The following is a 17392-nucleotide window of genomic DNA, read 5'->3' as shown; positions in this document are numbered from 1 at the left end:
TTTCTCTTTTATTTAAACCTCCATTCCTTCTTCTCTTTATCCCATTTTAATTTATTTCTTGATATAAGGTTCTTAACCGCCTTACGGATCGCCGGCTCTTTCCTCTTAAGGTCATCCATCGAGGGATTCTTTCTGAATCTGCTCATGTTATAGATGATTCGATAAAGTTTCCTTTCAAGATCGGTCACGGCGTACCTCTTGTAAAATGGAATATATGTTCGATTATAAGCGGAAATAAATAGCCCTTCAAGTCGAAGGACTATTTCAGAATGGTTGATTTGCTTTTAATTATCATGTTATCCCCTGATCGTTCGTAGGAGAATTTGGCTGCGCTCTTATCGCTTTTGTATGGCACTTTCCAGAATACGGATAACTGCGAAATTGAGTCATTATCCGATCCAATCTTAGCAGCTAGATCTTCACTAAACATTTCCGTCATATTATAAGAGGTTTGAGCAGAATTCTTTGCATCAAATGACAAGTGAACAAGAGCAATTAATTTATTTGGCTCACTCGATCCCATATCTTCATTAATTTCAATTTTTTCAATTGAGGCAGTAGTGTAATTATCTTCTACAATAGATTCAATTTCATATTCAGCATCACTTTTCAAAGATTCTAATTCATCTTCTTCACCTGCTACTTCTGACTCGTATACCTGTTCGGAATCTGTTTCATTGTGCTTTGTCAGCAAACCACTTTCAAATTTAGAACTTAGTCGATCATCTTCAAATATTAAGTCTGCCGAGGCATCATTTTCAATTCCTTTTTCCCCTTCATATTCCCAAATGAAATAATTATCTTCTTTTATTTCTTCTGATCTAGCGGAACCACCAACAATTTTCTTAACTTCTTTAGGAGTCATACCTTTCTTTAATTGATTATATTTTTCAGGAGTTATTGATGCTATTTCTGAGCTTTCATATTTCCAAATAAATGAATTCAAAAATGATATTGATAACAATATAAGAAGACAAGTAATAAAAACGCCTTTTCCTACTTTCCTTGATTTCGAGAAAATTAATAGAATAAGTCCTACACAAATTCCTATAATCATTAAACCGGCAAATATTGAAATGAAAATTCCCATTTTGTTCCCCCTAAGAATGGCGCTCTTTTAAGTAAATAACCATTATATAACAATAAAGGAATTTATGAATGGTTTTCAACGAAATCTTCAAATATGATGACCACTCTTCAAGATCAGTCATGATGAACTTCCTTAGATATCAAAACTTACTTCTTTTCCATAGACGATTGCATCAGGCTTGTTGTTGTCATTCTTTAATACATCTTCGGCTTTTATTCTAATAGCCCTCTCATTTTCATTTACAGGAATCCAGACCATGTTATTTTCCAATTTCGATTCTGGCAACATTTCTATAGATGATGGATTTGGTAATCCCATATATAAATTAAAATCTAAATTTACTTGGTGTTTTCCCTGAGTGACAGCAGTTCTAAATCCTCTCCAAGAGATTTGATCTTTACCTGTGTTTTCTGTTTCATAAAGGATTTGGGCATAAGTGAATTTATTTAGTTTCCCATCGAAATGTTCCTCCAATTCAGCTTTGAAATTATCAGTAAGATCGGTGACTGTAATAACTTTTATATTGTGGAAAACGATTTTCAAATCACCTATTCGTACCTTTTTATCACTTATATCTTTTACATTGTTTAAAGTGACTGTTCCGGTATCAGGGTCGTATAAACTGTCACCAACTTTATCTAATGTCTTTTTATTGCTCTTTTCTAAGTTGTTATTGGAATTATAGCTTTCACTCTCTGTGGTTGTTGTCCCGCTTTCTTTTGAAGTGGTGTTGCATCCACTTAACAATGTAATACATAATAATAGGAAGAAACACGATTTTATGTGATTCAATATAAACCCTCCATAACAATTATTTTCCATATTAGTTTACCATAATATCCATAAATTGAAGTTTAAAAACAAAGGGTTTTTGAAGAGTATGAATCTAAAAACAGTATTCAAAAAGATTTCTGTTGCAAAATTTGTCTCTGCCCACAGATTGCCCACAAAAAAATATAATTGATCTAAAAATAATGAAAATAACAACATAGTGGAACAGGGAGAAACTCTGAAAGCATTGGGTTTTAGTTGATTTCGTTATCAATAAATAACATATCAAGACCATTGACTTAATGGTGACAAAAATTCAAACGATTCTTCAAAACCGAGCAGAGTAAATGGTGGAGGAGAAAAAAACCTTTACTTGTAAAGTCTTTTCAGCATCATAATAAAGAGAATAAATACCATATTTCACTTGTTTCTAAAAGTAGAAGCTGCTTAAATATTTTAAGAAGTAACACTTTGAATGAAAGATTTGATATGATAGGAAAACAATGATGTGAAATAGATGTAGAAAAATGTCGTTTTCAAGCTGAATATTGAAGTGGTTTCGATTTTGTAAAAGTATATTAAAAAAACGACAAACAAATCATCACAAATTTTCAAACAATTCTTGATCAAAAAGCAATTATGTAATAATATAGCATAGACATATCGTACACTGACCATATTATGTATTGGGAAGATGGAGAATGGATAAGCTATTCTTCTACATATGATCGAAATGGCGAACGAGGTACAGGAGCTTCCTGTGCCTTTCCACAGTTTGTGCGATAAGATAGATCATCTTTTGACCGCTGCGGATGGTCCTATCTGAGAAAAGGCATAATAGTTGCATCTAAAAGGGACGCCATGTAAGATGGACTTTTACAAATATGGGACAGAAGGAATGAGGGCATGAAGAAGTCCTCATTCTTGTATATTTCAGTCGTCACTCACGTGCAGAAAGTATGTATGATGAGGATTAATAGAAGGAGTGAATGATTCATGGCACAAGAGAAAGTATTTCCAATGACAGAAGAAGGAAAACGTAAATTAGAAGAAGAGCTTGAACATTTGAAAACGGTTAAACGTAAAGAGGTTGTAGAGCGTATTAAAATTGCTAGAAGCTTTGGAGACCTCTCTGAAAACTCGGAATATGATTCTGCTAAAGAAGAGCAAGCGTTTGTAGAAGGGCGTATCACTACGCTTGATAATATGATTCGCAATGCCAAAATTATCGAAGATGAAGGAAACTCAAATATTGTCTCACTTGGTAAAACAGTCACTTTTGTTGAATTACCAGACGGAGAAGAAGAGTCTTACACAATCGTCGGAAGTGCAGAAGCTGATCCGTTCGAAGGAAAGATTTCAAACGATTCACCAATTGCAAAAAGCCTATTAGGCAAACAAGTAGACGACAAAGTAACCGTTCAAACACCTGGCGGAGAAATGTTCGTCCAAATTGTAAAAATTTCATAATCACGTTTATACGATAAACACCTCGTCCACAATAGGGACGAGGTGTTTTTATGCGCAAAAAACGTAGAATTCAATGGACAGGTGCTATTATATTTATACTGCTGCTTGGTCTTCTCATCAGACTGGCAGAAATTCAACTGTTTTTCACAGAATCTTTTTCAAAGCTTGATATCAATTTAATACAAGAAAGTGTCAAACAGCGTACAGAAGAAGTGGTCATTTCAGATGGCCGCGGTGAATTTTTAGATCGAAACGGCGAGGCGCTTCTCACAAAAGAACAGCCTGCGGTGATCTTATTTCCTTTTCTGCAATATGATCTTCCTCATTTAAAACAAACCGCCTCTATTCTTGAGATGGAAGAAGATGAACTCAAAAAACAGCTGACAGAAACCAAAAAACCTCTGATTCTCAAAGATGACATCACGAAAAAAAAGCTGAAAGACATCAATGATATGAAATATTCAGGTGTGTACGGCGTATATATGAAAGAGAAGGACAAAAAAAGACTTGCCCTCCACACATTAGGCTTCACGAGCGAGAATCCAGAATTGCTCAGAAAGCGTTATCCTGACAAAAAAGAGCTTTCCATCCGTACAGAAATCGGCACTTTTGGGCTGGAAAGTACCTTTGACGAATTTTTATTACCCGAGCAAGACACAAAATTGTTATATCATGTGGACGGAAGGGGAAACCCTTTGTTTGGGATGGACGTCAAATATACAGCAGAGGCTCATTCATTTTATCCTCTTCAAGTTCAAACAACAATTGATGAAAACATGCAAGCTGAAATGGAGAAGGTACTGAAAGACCAGGGCGTCGAAAAAGGCGGGGCCGTTCTGCTCGACATTGAAAGCAGCAGTGTGCTGGCGATGGCAAGTATGCCAAACGTCACAAGCAAAAACCGGCATGAAGCAAGAAATTACATGCTGACTGCCATGGCACCAGGCTCTGTCTTTAAAACCGCTGTACTTGCCGCAGCAATCGAAAAAAACCTCGACCAGCCACAAACGATGTATGACTGTCGAAAGAATTTATATGGAGAGCCAGAAGGAACGCAGGAAGTGCTGAATCTGTCTGAGAGCTTTTCGCAGAGCTGTAATTATACCTTTGCAACACTTGCTGACAAGCTGATCCAAACAGATGATCAAATCATTGAAAAGACGGCTGCAAAGCTTGGACTCATTGATCGAGCTGGCTGGGAAGGGGATGTCTATCATAAGCAGCATTTCAAACAGTTTGATCGTGAAGAAACCGGCAATGTGTGGGGGGATAAAAGAGACAAGCATGTTAAAAAGGCTATTGCCCAAACCGCAATAGGGCAAAAAAATGTCAAAACGACTCCTTTGCAAATGGCCAATATGATGGCGTCGATTGCAAGAGGCGGAGAACGAAAAGAAGTGAAAATCGCTGAAAAAGTGCTGTATCAAAACGGAACAACGATGCTAACCTTTCAAAACAAACGACCAGAAGGGGGCAGTATTGACCGCTATACAGCACAAAAACTGCAAAAGTACTTAAGGCAGGTGGTGACGTCTGACAAAGGAACAGGAAGAAGGTTTCGAGACCTTCCATTTGATGTGGCGGGGAAATCAGGCACTGCCCAAACTGGCAGTAAAGATAAAAAGGGGAATCCGCTTTATCATAAGTGGTTTGCTGGATACTTTCCGGTGGAAAAACCAAAATATGCTCTTGTCGTTGTTCACCTTGATGAGACAAGTGGGCGGGCTAAGACAAATGATGCGTTTTATGATATTGTAAAAAAGGTCAACGAAATTGAAAAGAAACAGACATAGAACATCCCTTCATGTCATGTTAAAATAGTAACGACTTAGGGAACAGAGGCAAAGGAGTGCAGAGATTTTGAGTAGAAATTCTCGATTTGAACATCGTGATAAGCGCAGAAAGGCCAATATGGTGCTTAACATATTAATTGGTATCGTTGTGGTGCTTATTTTGGTGGTCGCAACGAGTTTATTAATTTTTAATAAACCGAAAGACACAGATGTAGCGAAAGAACCATCTAAAACAGCGCCTGCAACAAGTGAAAATAAACAAAAATCAGATGAAGATGTGAAAGATCAAAAGAAAGACACATCCGATGATTCAGATGCAAAAAAAGATGACTCATCTGATCAAGACGACGATGCGAAGAAGTCAGATGATGAAAAAGAGCCTAATAAAGATGCGTTAAAAGACGCCAAAGAAACAGATGGCGGCAAAACGAGTGACGTAGACAAAACATACGAAAGCGATGACTGGGAGCCTGTAGGAACAGAGCAATCCGGTTCACATACAGCAACCTATGATTCTAACTCAAAAGACTGGAAAGAAATGATGAAAGCCATGTCCTATGCAACGGGAATTTCAGAAGATCAAATGACAGTTCTTTGGTTAGGAAATAACGGAGGCCCTCAAGATGCAAAGGGAACCATCCGTGACAAATCAACAGGCGAACGCTACCGCGTGGAAATCACATGGGTAGATGAAAAAGGCTGGAAACCTGTAAAGGTTGAAAAATTAAAATAAACATGAAAAAAAGATAGCAGCCATGCTATCTTTTTTTAGATATTCGCCTTAAAATGAACAACCGCTGTATACAAAATTCGGTCATCGATCACAGTCGTTTGATGACTGACAGAATGAACGGTCAGCAAGATTGCCTGATTATGTTCAATTTGTTTTTGGATCTTTTGTTCAAGTTCTTTTAAAGACGATGCTTCAAAGAATTCAATTTTATCCTTTAGAAAATCCAACTGGAAATCCATTTGATTCACCTCTCCATACTCTTCATTCATCTTAATCTCTCTCCTCTAAAAGAGCAAATATTTTTCTACCCCTCCCAGTATTTTTTAGTAGGAAAGAAACTGAACATGTGGTAGGATAGGAACTGTTCGACGGATTAAAACATACTATACGCATAGGAATAAATAGATAAAGTGGAGGAAAAGAAAATGGGACGTGAGTTTCTTTCTTTATTTGATCATTGGGCTGACTCTTATGACGACACGGTAAGTGGTCATGATGAGCAGTATGAAGAAGTGTTTCGCCGGTATCCGGTTATTTTAAAAGAAATTGTTCTGCGTGCAGGTCAAGATGTTCTTGAGTTTGGAAGCGGCACGGGGAATTTAACAGCGGCACTGCTCGCAGCAGATAAGAACGTATTTGGCGTTGAACCATCAGACGCCATGAAGAAAGCGGCTCTTCAAAAGGGAATACCCGATGTGTTTCATGATGGGGATTTTTTATCATTTCCAGCGCCGCCATTTGAGCCGGATACAATCGTCAGTTCATATGCTTTCCACCATTTAACGGACGAAGAAAAAAAACAAGCCATTCACACCTATAGCAACATCCTTCACTCAGATGGTAAAATAGTCTTTGCTGATACAATGTTTCAAAATCAAGCAGCACATCAAGCTGAAATTGACAAAGCGAAAGCGGCAGGGTTTGATCAGCTTGCTGAAGATTTAGAAACGGAATATTATCCATCCATCGATGTGCTAAAGCAAATCTTTGAAGAAGAAGGTTTTAGTACGTCCTTTCATCAAATGAATGATTTTGTTTGGATCGTAGAAGCGAAGAAAAGGGAATGAAAGGATGTTTTTGATTTGAAAATCGCAGTCATAGGTGCAATGGAAGAAGAAGTGACGATATTAAGAGATCAACTAAAGAATGCTACACAAGAAAACATCGCTGGGTGTGAATTCACAACAGGTGTTTATGAAGATAAAGAAGTGATTTTATTAAAATCAGGGATTGGAAAAGTGAATGCAGCGGTCAGCACAACACTTCTGCTTGACCGCTTTCAGCCGGATTATGTGATCAATACAGGATCAGCTGGCGGTTTCCATCACACATTAAATGTAGGGGATATTGTCATCTCTACTGATGTTAGACATCATGATGTGGATGTCACGATCTTTAATTACGAATACGGACAAGTACCAGGATTGCCAGCTGCTTTTGTTGCAGACGAAAAGCTTGTGAAGCTGGCAGAGGAATCGGCTTTAGAGATCGATCATATCCAAGTGGCAAAAGGAACGATTGCAACCGGAGATTCATTTATGAATGATCCGGATCGTGTAGCGTTTGTGAGAGAGAAGTTTCCAGAGCTATATGCGGTGGAAATGGAAGCCGCAGCCGTTGCACAAGTTTGCCAGCTCTTTGGAACGCCATTTGTTGTCGTTCGAGCGCTATCTGATATTGCAGGGAAAGAATCCAATGTCTCATTTGATCAATTTCTTGAACAAGCAGCGATTCACTCAACCGACCTTGTCTTGCGTATGATAAAGCAAACTCAATAAAAGAAGGGGATTCCCCCTTCTTTTCCATACAAAGGAAGGGAATCATATGGCTGTCATAAAGGATATTACAGAATTAATTGGCCGCACACCGCTTTTAAAACTGTCAGGAATCGGCATCCCGGAAGGTGTAGAGGTATATGCAAAGCTTGAGATGATGAATCCGGGTGGAAGTATTAAAGATCGTTTAGGTGATATGCTCATAAGAGAAGCATTAGCATCTGGCAAATTGCGCCCTGGTGGAACCATCATTGAAGCAACTGCTGGAAACACAGGAATTGGGCTTGCCCTCAGTGCAAGAAAGCATCAATTGCGGACCATTTTTTGCGTACCAGAACATTTTAGTCAAGAAAAACAACAGCTCATGAAAGCGCTCGGTGCAGAGATTATTCATACACCAAGAAAAGAGGGCATGCAGGGTGCGATTGATCGAGCCCTTGAACTAGAGGCAAGCCTTGACAATGCCTATTGCGTTTTACAATTTAAAAACCAAGTAAATCCATTGACTTACTATAAAACACTTGGCCCAGAATTATGGTCCGATTTGCAAGGAAATATCGATGTATTCGTGGCAGGAGCGGGATCTGGCGGGACTTTTCAAGGGTGTGCTGCCTATTTAAAAGAGCAGCATCCTGCGTTAAAAACAGTTGTTGTCGAACCTGAAGGATCGATTTTAAATGGAGGAGATCCGGGTCCGCATAGAACGGAAGGAATCGGCCTTGAATTTATCCCAGATTATATGGAATCTGCTTTATTCGATGAGATATATACCGTCAGTGATGATGATGCTTTCCAAATGGTGAAAGTAGCTGCTGAAAAAGAAGGCGTTCTCATCGGGAGTTCTTCGGGTGCAGCGTTATTTACCGCTTTAGAAGAAGCGAAGAAGGCAGCACCTGGGACAGTCATCGTCACCATTTTTCCTGACAGCAGTGAACGGTATTTAAGTAAAGGAATTTATGAGGGAGGAAAATAAAATGAAACGAAAAACAATGATGATACACAGCGGAACAACTGGTGATGAAAAAACGGGCGCTGTGTCTGTGCCGATATATCAAGTGAGCACATATAAGCAGCCGAAAGCAGGCGAACATACAGGATATGAATATTCAAGAACTGCGAATCCAACAAGAACGGCACTAGAAACCGTCATTCGTGACCTTGAAGGAGGAGCAAACGGCTACGCATTTGGTTCAGGAATGGCTGCCATTACGGCAGTGATGATGCTGTTTAACAGCGGAGATCATATTGTCCTGACAGATGACGTATACGGCGGAACGTACCGCGTCATCACAAAGGTACTCAACCGTATTGGCATTCAAGCGACCTTTGTTGACACAAGTGATCCTGAAGCAGTGAAAAAGGCGATTTTACCTGAAACAAAAGCGGTTTACATTGAATCACCAACCAATCCTTTACTGAAAATGACTGATCTCAAAGCGATCGGCCAATTGACAAAAGAAGCCAACATCTTAATGATTGTTGATAATACATTTTTCACACCTTATTTCCAAAGGCCGATTGAATATGGGGCGGACATTGTCCTGCATAGTGCCACTAAATATTTAGGCGGCCACAGTGATGTCGTAGGCGGGCTAGTTGTAACAGCGACGGAAGAGCTTGGGGAAGAACTGCATTTTGTTCAAAATTCTACTGGTGGAATTCTTGGACCGCAGGATTCATGGCTTCTCATGAGAGGAATCAAAACGCTTGGACTAAGAATGGAAGCACATCAGCAAAATGCACAGAAAATCGCTGAGTTTTTAGAACAACATCCAGCAGTCACACGTGTTTATTACCCAGGCCTTGATGCTCACCCTGGACATGAACTTGCAAAAACGCAAGCATCAGGCTACGGCGGCATGATCTCTTTTGACATTGGAAAAGAAGAACATGTCGATGTGTTTTTAAGTCAGCTTAAGCTGTTTACGATCGCAGAAAGCCTTGGAGCGGTTGAAAGCTTAATCTCTGTTCCTGCTCGAATGACTCATGCGTCCATTCCAAAAGACCGCCGCGAGGAGCTTGGCATCACTGATGGGCTAATTCGTATATCCGTCGGGATTGAAGATGTGGATGATTTACTGAATGATATGAAGCAGGGACTAAACGCACTAGTGAATGGATAGATTTACATGCTACTACCTTTCTTTTACTATGTTAAGCTATCAATAGACATGTTAAACAGGAAGGTGATTCAAGTGAAGAAAAAGTGGAGTGGTTTAGTGACAGATTACAAGCAGTACGCTTTTATTTTGCTTGCTGTCAGCACCTTTTTATATATTGGTACGATCATACCAAGCCAACACATCGAAGCATCTCCAAAAATGCTGATGATGGGAATTGATTGTATTTTCTTATTAGCAGCTTTTCTTTGTGTGAGACGTGCGATCTTTTTTCAAAAGAAACTGCAAGAACTAGATGAAGATTAATTCGAAAAGTCTCCTCATATACGTGAGGGGGCTTTTTTGATTGTATTGGACAATCGGACAAGAATAAATGTAGAAATTTAGTCAAACACACAAAAATCATCTATTTTACTAAAAACAGGTTTACAAAATGGTGCTTGCTGGATATACTAACAAAGTAATTAAAAACGTAAAGGAGGCTGAAGAATATGTTATTCGTATCTACTTGTGAACAATTCAACCAACAATTTCATCATGTCATCAGCCTGTGGAAGAGCTCGTGTCCTTCCTTTACCTTATACGGTGCACACGCTTCAAAACTGTTAAAGTAAACGAGGATTTTACGTATCATCCATTGCAGGTTGGAAGACACTGTCTTTTGATCTGCATTTTTGTGTGCCCACAGGTCAACTGACAAAGAAGATCTGCGGGCTATTTCGCGTGCTGCGAACTGAAGGGAGGTGAGCGTATATGACAATCCATTTATTTTTTATCACATTGACGATCCGACGAAAATACAAAGACATTGAAACAGTTCTTTATGAACAACAAGTCGAAACATTTTATGAAGAAATGAAGCAGAAACAACTAAAGTACATGAACTAAAATACGAAAAGAAAAATGCGAAAAGGAGGAGATTGACATGTTTATGATGCTTGCAATACTTGATTGTTATACTATGGAGAAGGACCAGGTTTAGACACGCTCCACATTGATCATCTGCACATATGATATCCGTAAAAGGAGATTGTGAGGTGATCAACGAATGTCGATGTCACCATATATGAGGTTTCCGTCAGTGGGGCACGGATATGCATCCATTCCGCATTCCTTAAAGCATGGATACGGTAATCCGTACCGAATGCAAAGAGAGCAAGAGGAAATGCTCAGACAATATATGTATCAGTATCGAGCTTATTGGTATTAAAGAAAAGGAGCAGGAAACGTTATCGTTTCCTGCTCCTTTTACATTAGCAAATCCAGCTTGCACCGATGATGATCAACAAAATGAACAGTACAACAAGCAATGCGAATCCGCCTGCAAAGCCGCCACCGTAACCACCGCAGCCTCCAGCATAACCTCCACCAAAGCCCATAATCTAGCACCACCTTTATCTAATCAAGATACATTCATAAAATATGCAGCTCATGCAGAAAACGAAATCAATCTGAGCACAATTAATGAAAACGCCTATTCGGATTAAATTTTTTGAAGTTCTGCGAAACATTTTCTGAAAAGATGCCGTCTAATCAATAACAAATGATTAGGACTAGGTCTTAAACTTTGTTAGGTGTGAGCCGATATGAAAAGTAAGAAAATTCGTAAATAGTTTTATTTACTGGTGCAAAGCAGGTGTTAACATTGATTCAAAGCTGGATTGGAAAACAAATGAGGGAACCAAAAGGCTTGTTCTCAAAATGGGTTGCCCGCTATATGGAAAAAAATCATCATAATATCAATGAATGGACGATTCAACTCTTAAATATACAAGAAAATGACCGGATTTTAGAAATCGGTACTGGAAGAGGCATGACATTATCGAAGGTAGCAGAGAAACTTGATCGCGGTAAAGTATATGGAGTGGATGCCTCTCGTCATATGATCAAATATGCAAAAAGAAAACATAAGAAGCTTGTGGAACAGGATAAAGCCGTTGTGACTCTTGGTAAAGCCGAGCATTTACCTTTTGAAGACAGATCATTCAATAAATTATTTACGGTGCAGACCATTTATTACTTGAAGGATATTGAGCAAGTCATGAAGGAAGTGTACCGCGTTCTTCAAGTGGATGGAGAAGTATTCTTATCATTCCAACAGCAGGAACTGATGAAGGAACAAAAGCGGTCACATTCTTTTTCATCGTATAGTGAACAAGAGATCAGCCGCCTATTTTCAGCGTATCACTTTAGAGAAGTTTCGGTTTATCACTATGATACATACATCTGTATCAAAGCGTTAAAATGATGAAAATATTTCCCAGGTAATGAACAAGCATTCTAAAAGAGGCTCTTCGTGAGAGGAGCTTCTTTGCGTGTCATTGAATCATGTTTGAGCGAATTAAAAAAAGTCTCTTCATCGAAGAGACTTCAGCGTGTAGACAAACCCTCGCATTCGTTGTCAGGTCTGCGCGCGGGTGCTCACGAATGTTAAATTCGCTCTGCGCCAGTGCTCGCCCTTCCTAGACTTCAAAGGTTTTCTATCACGCTGAAAAGAAGACAAAGGGCTAAAATCAAGATCATTTTAGCCCTTTGTCAACAATCTGAAGTCTCTTCATCGAAGAGACTTTTGTATATGATGTAGGCGCCAGCCAGGTGTGTAAGGAATGATAGTATATATAAGGAATTTGTTTGTCGATTAAGGATACCTGTCTGGCTTATTTATTATATCGACACCGTTCTTCAAAAGTTTAGCTTTTTTTTCAATATTTTCTTTTTTATTTGACTGGAAGATACATTTTTCTCTCCGTGATAGACATTTTTCGCTTTTTTTTTATCAATTGTGCCATTTGGAGCAGGGAATTGCTTCAGAAGTAGAGAAAATTGTAGAGACTTCATTTTTAAACAAAAAGGGAGGAATGAAAATATGTCGGGAAACAAAGGTGTCGTTTATAAAGGAGCAGGAAATGTAGCAGTTGAGGATATTGGATACCCTGATTTGATTTTAAGAGATGGCCCGGGTGTACCGAAAGCCAATGTGGGGCGCAAATGTGAGCATGGCGTCATTTTAAAAGTAGTGACGACGAATATTTGCGGAAGTGACCAGCACATGGTGAGAGGTCGTACCACTGCGCCTGCAGGACTAGTCCTTGGTCATGAAATTACAGGTGAAGTCGTTGAGGTTGGACGAGATGTGGAGTTTATTCAAAAAGGAGACCTTGTGTCCGTTCCCTTTAATATTGCTTGTGGACGATGCGTCATGTGTAAGGAACAAAAAACCCATGTGTGCTTAAATGTAAACCCGGACCGTCCAGGCTCTGCCTATGGATATGTCGATATGGGCGGATGGGTTGGCGGCCAATCCGAGTACGTCATGGTGCCGTATGCAGATTTCCAGCTGCTGAAATTTCCAGACAAAGATCAAGCGATGGAAAAAATACTTGATCTGACGATGCTTTCCGATATTTTCCCGACAGGTTTTCACGGTGCATATTCGGCTGGAGTAAAGCCTGGTTCAACCGTATATATTGCCGGTGCAGGGCCAGTAGGTCTTGCCGCAGCGCATTCCGCTCAGCTTCTTGGCGCTTCTACGGTCATTGTCGGTGATTTGAATGAACAAAGGCTGGAGCAGGCCAGAAGCTTTGGCTGTGAGACGATCAATTTAAGAAAACATGATCGAATCGGCGAACAAATCACCAATATCTTAGGAGAGCCAGAAGTAGACTGTGCCGTCGATTGTGTTGGCTTTGAGGCTTCAGGTCATGGAGATCAAGGAGAAGCGCCTGCAACCGTTTTAAATACAATTATGGATATTACCAAAGTTGGCGGTAAACTCGGAATCCCAGGGCTTTACGTCACAGAAGACCCAGGTGCAGTGGATGCTGATGCAAAAGTTGGATCACTGAAAGTGCGAATTGGACTCGGCTGGGCAAAAGCCCATACCTTTGTGACAGGCCAAACCCCTGTCATGCAATATCACCGCAGTCTAATGAAATCCATTTTAAGCGGAAGAGCACAAATCGCCAAAGCGGTGAATGCGACCGTCATTAACCTTGATCAAGCCCCTCAAGGATACAGCGACTTTGATTCGGGTGTGGCGAAAAAATTTGTCATTGACCCGCATGGGTTGATTTCTAAATAATGAATCAATGAGAATAATCGAAAAAACTTACGGGAGATTATATCCTGTAAGTTTTTTTATGTTCTATTTTAAAATGACCTGTACTATTCTCCTGCAATACATCTCATGTTAAAATATATGAATTGGAAAAATTATTCTACAGTTGAAGTTCATACCAGATAATTTAATTGATATTAAATGACTAGGGAGAGGTATTGATTGCTAAACGTACACAACATCAAGAAATATTATGAAGATAAACAGGTATTAAAAGGGATAACCTTTCACTTGAAAAAAGGAGAATCTTTTGGACTATTAGGTCCGAATGGTGCGGGGAAATCCACATTGATTGGCATCTTGACAGGGCTGATTCATGCCACAAGCGGCACCATAACGATTGAAGGTATAGATGTAAAAAAAGAAACAAAAAAGGCGCAGCAAATGATAGGAATTGTTCCGCAAGAGATCGCTTTATATTTACATTTGACAGCAAAAGAAAATTTAATGTTTTGGGGGAGAATGTATGGACTCAAAGGAAAAGAGTTGAAAAGCAGAGTACAAGAAACACTTGAGCTAATTGGTCTTAAAGATAGAGCAAATGATCAAGTGAAAGTATTCTCTGGAGGAATGAAAAGAAGAGTAAATATCGGTTGCGCGATATTACATCAACCAAAACTATTAATCATGGATGAGCCTACTGTAGGCATAGATCCCCAATCTAGAAGTCATATATTAGAAACAGTTAAGACATTAAATGGAGAAGGAATGACCATTATATATACTAGTCATTACATGGAAGAAGTTGAATTTTTATGTGAAAGAATGGCCATTATGGATCATGGGTCTATCATCGCTTTAGGGGATCAGCATGAATTAAGTGAGCTTGTCGGAAATCAAAGAGAAATTGTTTTGACCATAAAATGTGAACATGGACAAAATGATATAGATCGAGTGCGTCAATTCATACATGAAGTCGACCCTTTAAAGGAAATCGACGTTCAAGGAAATCAAATGAAAATATTTGATCAACATCCTCAGCAATTATTAAGTCATCTCATTCAAGGTGTGACCGCATTAAATATTCAAATTATTTCAGCAGAAATCGTAGAACCAAATTTAGAAAATGTCTTTTTGTATTTAACTAGTAAAAATTTGAGGGATTAGACTGTTTAGAGGTGAACACATGAGCATCTGGGTTGTACTAAAAGATCTATTATTGTTTTTTAGAGATAAGAAAAGCTTTTTTACACTTTTTTTTATGCCTATTATATTGATTGCTATTTTAGGTGCAGCATTTGGAGAGAATATGAAGCAAGAAAGTGAAGTCAGCATCAATTCATTTCGTGTAGGAGTTACAGATCAAGATAAGTCCGCTACAAGTAAAATGTTTCTATCGACATTGTCTAAGAATGAACTCAGTGACATCATTGATGTAAGGGTCATCTCCAAAGATCAGCTAGAGAAAGATTTAAATAATAGAGAAATCAAAGTGGGCATCATCATCAAGCCAAATTTTGAAAAAAGCCTATTAAATCACGATCATGTGCAATTGAATATTTTGAAAGGGCCTAATTCAGCCTTACAAGAAATGGTCTTAGAAAATGTGGTTCTACAATTCTTTCAAAATTATCATATGAATCGTATTCTGATGCCGTTAAATCAAGGTGAAGAAGTGGAGATCGTGTCTGATCAACTGAAAAAAGAACTGGTGAACGAGAGGAATATTCATATCAACAGCCAGCCGATTACGTCTTTCCAGTACTATGCAGGCGGGATGGGTGTTCTCTTTTTATTAATGACTGTTGTTTTCTTAGTTGGAAGTATGATAGAGGAAAGAGAGGAAGAGGTTTATAAAAGGTTAGTTGTATCAAAATTAAGCAATACTAGCTACATCGTTGGGAAGTTATTGGGTATTGTTTTGACGAGTATGATTCAACTTGCGGTCATTATTTTATTTACTAGCTTTGTCTTTAAGGTGAACTGGGGAGAGCCTTTTACTGTTGTTATGATCGGATGTAGTTTTATATTAAATGCTGCAGGTTTCGGAGTGTTGATTGGTTCTTTTATCAATAGAGAAAAAACGTTTAACAGTGTGGGGATTTTAGGAACTCAAGTGTTAGCTGCTTTAGGTGGGAGTATGGTGCCCTTATACTTATTCCCAAAATGGGTGATTGATATCAGCTATTTTTTACCTAATTCTCTTGCACTTCAAATGTTTTTGAAAAGTATGGCAGGTGCTGATTTTAGTGAAATTCAAAGTGGATTATTACTTAGCTGTGGGATGGGACTTGCTTTCTTCATCATTGCTTTATTAAGAATGTCTTTTGAAAGGAAGCATCGTTATGCATAAAATATTAGCCATTATAACGTTAAAGTTAAAAGAAACATTAAAGTCTCCATTGACCCTCATTTTTTTATTTGTTATGCCAATCGTATTTAGTTTTATTTTTGGAAGTATGGCATCTGATACAAAGAAACCTATAGTTGCTTTTATTCAAGAGCATAGTGATGGTAAACTGAATCAAGAAATTTTTCATATCCTTGAAAAGAACACTAAATTTCATTGGATAAAGACGACTGAAAGCGAAGCAAAAGATTTAGTTTATGATGAAAAGGCAGTTGCGTCAGTTAAAGTCGCAAGCCAATTAAAGAGCCAATTAAAAGAAAATAAAGAGATTTTTGATGTGACAGTTTATAAGAAAACTGAGGAATATGCAATCTTATCTCCCTATTTAAAAGAGACAGCGGCCATTATTTATCAGTTAAATCGAGGTGTAAAGGAGCAGAAAAGTGTTTCTCTTATCAGTGCACTCAACGAATTAAATGAATCTGGCAGCATGTCTTTAATTGAAAAAAAAGGTGGTCAAGCAAGCCAGCATCCAAATTTAATACCGCTTGGCTTTACCATCATGTTTATGATGTTTGCGATCTCAAGCTCGGCATCCTCTATTCATCTGGAATATAAAGATTATACATGGCAAAGATTGCTTTCAAGTCCCATCCAGAAAATATCTGTGCTATTGGGGTATTTCATAACTTATTTTCTTCTTGGATGGATACAACTGGGTGTCCTTCTGACCATCTTATCAATATTCTTTAATGTATACTTAGGAAACTTTATGCTTATTTTAGTTTTTGGATCATTTATTATAGGGCTGGTTGTGAGTTTAGGTTTTATGATTGCAACCTTATCTCATACAAAAAAGCAAGCTGAAGTATTTAGTGCAATAATCATTGTAGGAACTTGCATGCTAGGCGGTATTTATTGGCCATTAGATATCGTTCCAGACATGATGAAGAAGATCTCGTTGGCTATACCGCAAACATGGATGATGTCTGGTTTTGGTGAGATGATGAGCGGTACTGTCAATTACTCAATCTTATTATTAGACATCACAGTTTTAGCTGCTTTTACGATTGTTTTTATGGTGATTGGTTTGAAAAATATCCGATCCTATTAATCTCTTTCCATGAAATTACTGTTATCTTTTAGAAAGCTTAAGCCCTCTATATAGCTATAGAGGGTTTTTATATACAATAACTCTTCAGTATTTTGGAGGCGGGGCAATGAAAGAAATAG

Annotated in this window: 20 protein-coding genes; 15 read left to right on the top strand and 5 right to left on the bottom strand. The window is 38.5% G+C overall.

Going from position 1 to position 17392, the window contains the following annotated elements:
- Positions 1 to 8: 8 nt before the first annotated feature.
- The 3 genes from MHB79_RS12165 to MHB79_RS12155 all read right to left on the bottom strand — a co-directional run bounded on the left by MHB79_RS12165 (position 9) and on the right by MHB79_RS12155 (position 1882).
- Positions 9 to 188: a hypothetical protein gene (locus MHB79_RS12165; protein ID WP_335355692.1), complete on the bottom strand. Its 180-nt coding sequence runs from the start codon at positions 186 to 188 to the stop codon at positions 9 to 11.
- A gap of 71 nt (positions 189 to 259) precedes the next feature.
- The gene (locus tag MHB79_RS12160) at positions 260 to 1090 is read right to left on the bottom strand and encodes a hypothetical protein (RefSeq protein WP_226803765.1); all 831 of its coding nucleotides are present in this window, start codon (positions 1088 to 1090) and stop codon (positions 260 to 262) included.
- Between the two features lie 132 nt (positions 1091 to 1222).
- On the bottom strand, positions 1223 to 1882 hold the full coding sequence (locus MHB79_RS12155; protein ID WP_226803764.1) for a hypothetical protein: 660 nt from the start codon (positions 1880 to 1882) through the stop codon (positions 1223 to 1225).
- A gap of 975 nt (positions 1883 to 2857) precedes the next feature.
- On the opposite strand from MHB79_RS12155, the gene greA reads away from it, so the two are divergent.
- The 3 genes from greA (at position 2858) to MHB79_RS12140 (ending at position 5857) form a co-directional block, all read left to right on the top strand.
- A complete protein-coding gene (greA, locus tag MHB79_RS12150; RefSeq protein ID WP_003216248.1) occupies positions 2858 to 3331 on the top strand; it encodes a transcription elongation factor GreA in 474 nt (157 codons plus the stop codon).
- A 50-nt stretch (positions 3332 to 3381) separates the two neighbouring features.
- Positions 3382 to 5124, top strand: coding sequence for a peptidoglycan D,D-transpeptidase FtsI family protein (locus tag MHB79_RS12145; RefSeq protein ID WP_226803763.1), 1743 nt, complete (start codon positions 3382 to 3384; stop codon positions 5122 to 5124).
- A gap of 67 nt (positions 5125 to 5191) precedes the next feature.
- A complete protein-coding gene (locus tag MHB79_RS12140; RefSeq protein ID WP_050943687.1) occupies positions 5192 to 5857 on the top strand; it encodes a YrrS family protein in 666 nt (221 codons plus the stop codon).
- Positions 5858 to 5892: 35 nt separating this feature from the next.
- Here MHB79_RS12140 and MHB79_RS12135 read toward each other — a convergent pair whose 3' ends face one another.
- Complete coding sequence (locus tag MHB79_RS12135; protein WP_034620637.1) at positions 5893 to 6096, bottom strand: YrzA family protein; 204 nt, start codon at positions 6094 to 6096, stop codon at positions 5893 to 5895.
- Between the two features lie 186 nt (positions 6097 to 6282).
- On the opposite strand from MHB79_RS12135, the gene MHB79_RS12130 reads away from it, so the two are divergent.
- From MHB79_RS12130 to MHB79_RS12100, 7 genes are all read left to right on the top strand, one after another.
- The gene (locus MHB79_RS12130) at positions 6283 to 6924 is read left to right on the top strand and encodes a class I SAM-dependent DNA methyltransferase (protein ID WP_226803762.1); all 642 of its coding nucleotides are present in this window, start codon (positions 6283 to 6285) and stop codon (positions 6922 to 6924) included.
- Between the two features lie 15 nt (positions 6925 to 6939).
- Positions 6940 to 7635 (top strand): 5'-methylthioadenosine/S-adenosylhomocysteine nucleosidase, encoded by a 696-nt coding sequence (mtnN, locus tag MHB79_RS12125; protein ID WP_050943689.1) that lies wholly within the window; start codon positions 6940 to 6942, stop codon positions 7633 to 7635.
- A gap of 46 nt (positions 7636 to 7681) precedes the next feature.
- A complete protein-coding gene (locus MHB79_RS12120) occupies positions 7682 to 8605 on the top strand; it encodes a PLP-dependent cysteine synthase family protein (protein WP_340989854.1) in 924 nt (307 codons plus the stop codon).
- Position 8606: 1 nt separating this feature from the next.
- Positions 8607 to 9755 carry a bifunctional cystathionine gamma-lyase/homocysteine desulfhydrase gene (locus MHB79_RS12115; protein ID WP_003216259.1) on the top strand — a complete coding sequence of 383 codons (1149 nt, stop codon included), beginning with the start codon at positions 8607 to 8609 and terminating at the stop codon, positions 9753 to 9755.
- Positions 9756 to 9827: 72 nt separating this feature from the next.
- On the top strand, positions 9828 to 10058 hold the full coding sequence (locus tag MHB79_RS12110) for a YrhC family protein (RefSeq protein WP_003216296.1): 231 nt from the start codon (positions 9828 to 9830) through the stop codon (positions 10056 to 10058).
- 447 nt (positions 10059 to 10505) lie between these two features.
- Positions 10506 to 10640 carry a YrzI family small protein gene (locus MHB79_RS12105; protein ID WP_012010698.1) on the top strand — a complete coding sequence of 45 codons (135 nt, stop codon included), beginning with the start codon at positions 10506 to 10508 and terminating at the stop codon, positions 10638 to 10640.
- Positions 10641 to 10800: 160 nt separating this feature from the next.
- Positions 10801 to 10962: a hypothetical protein gene (locus MHB79_RS12100; RefSeq protein ID WP_159037603.1), complete on the top strand. Its 162-nt coding sequence runs from the start codon at positions 10801 to 10803 to the stop codon at positions 10960 to 10962.
- A gap of 43 nt (positions 10963 to 11005) precedes the next feature.
- Here MHB79_RS12100 and MHB79_RS19035 read toward each other — a convergent pair whose 3' ends face one another.
- On the bottom strand, positions 11006 to 11131 hold the full coding sequence (locus tag MHB79_RS19035) for a YjcZ family sporulation protein (RefSeq protein WP_003216180.1): 126 nt from the start codon (positions 11129 to 11131) through the stop codon (positions 11006 to 11008).
- Positions 11132 to 11397: 266 nt separating this feature from the next.
- On the opposite strand from MHB79_RS19035, the gene MHB79_RS12090 reads away from it, so the two are divergent.
- The 5 genes from MHB79_RS12090 (at position 11398) to MHB79_RS12070 (ending at position 17273) form a co-directional block, all read left to right on the top strand.
- Positions 11398 to 12000 (top strand): class I SAM-dependent methyltransferase, encoded by a 603-nt coding sequence (locus tag MHB79_RS12090; protein WP_003216605.1) that lies wholly within the window; start codon positions 11398 to 11400, stop codon positions 11998 to 12000.
- Positions 12001 to 12618: 618 nt separating this feature from the next.
- On the top strand, positions 12619 to 13833 hold the full coding sequence (gene fdhA / locus MHB79_RS12085) for a formaldehyde dehydrogenase, glutathione-independent (protein WP_340989851.1): 1215 nt from the start codon (positions 12619 to 12621) through the stop codon (positions 13831 to 13833).
- 198 nt (positions 13834 to 14031) lie between these two features.
- Positions 14032 to 14976 carry an ABC transporter ATP-binding protein gene (locus MHB79_RS12080; RefSeq protein ID WP_050943692.1) on the top strand — a complete coding sequence of 315 codons (945 nt, stop codon included), beginning with the start codon at positions 14032 to 14034 and terminating at the stop codon, positions 14974 to 14976.
- Between the two features lie 19 nt (positions 14977 to 14995).
- Positions 14996 to 16162: an ABC transporter permease gene (locus MHB79_RS12075; protein ID WP_340989849.1), complete on the top strand. Its 1167-nt coding sequence runs from the start codon at positions 14996 to 14998 to the stop codon at positions 16160 to 16162.
- Positions 16155 to 17273: an ABC transporter permease gene (locus MHB79_RS12070; RefSeq protein ID WP_340989848.1), complete on the top strand. Its 1119-nt coding sequence runs from the start codon at positions 16155 to 16157 to the stop codon at positions 17271 to 17273. The genes MHB79_RS12075 and MHB79_RS12070 overlap by 8 nt, the downstream gene beginning before the upstream one ends.
- Positions 17274 to 17392: the final 119 nt, after the last annotated feature.

The organism is Bacillus sp. FSL M7-0558 (genome assembly GCF_038003245.1).
GTDB classification, from domain to species: Bacteria; Bacillota; Bacilli; order Bacillales; family Bacillaceae; genus Bacillus; species Bacillus pumilus.
Note: the sequence above shows the minus strand (reverse complement) of the source record. Positions and strands in the feature narration are given on the sequence as shown.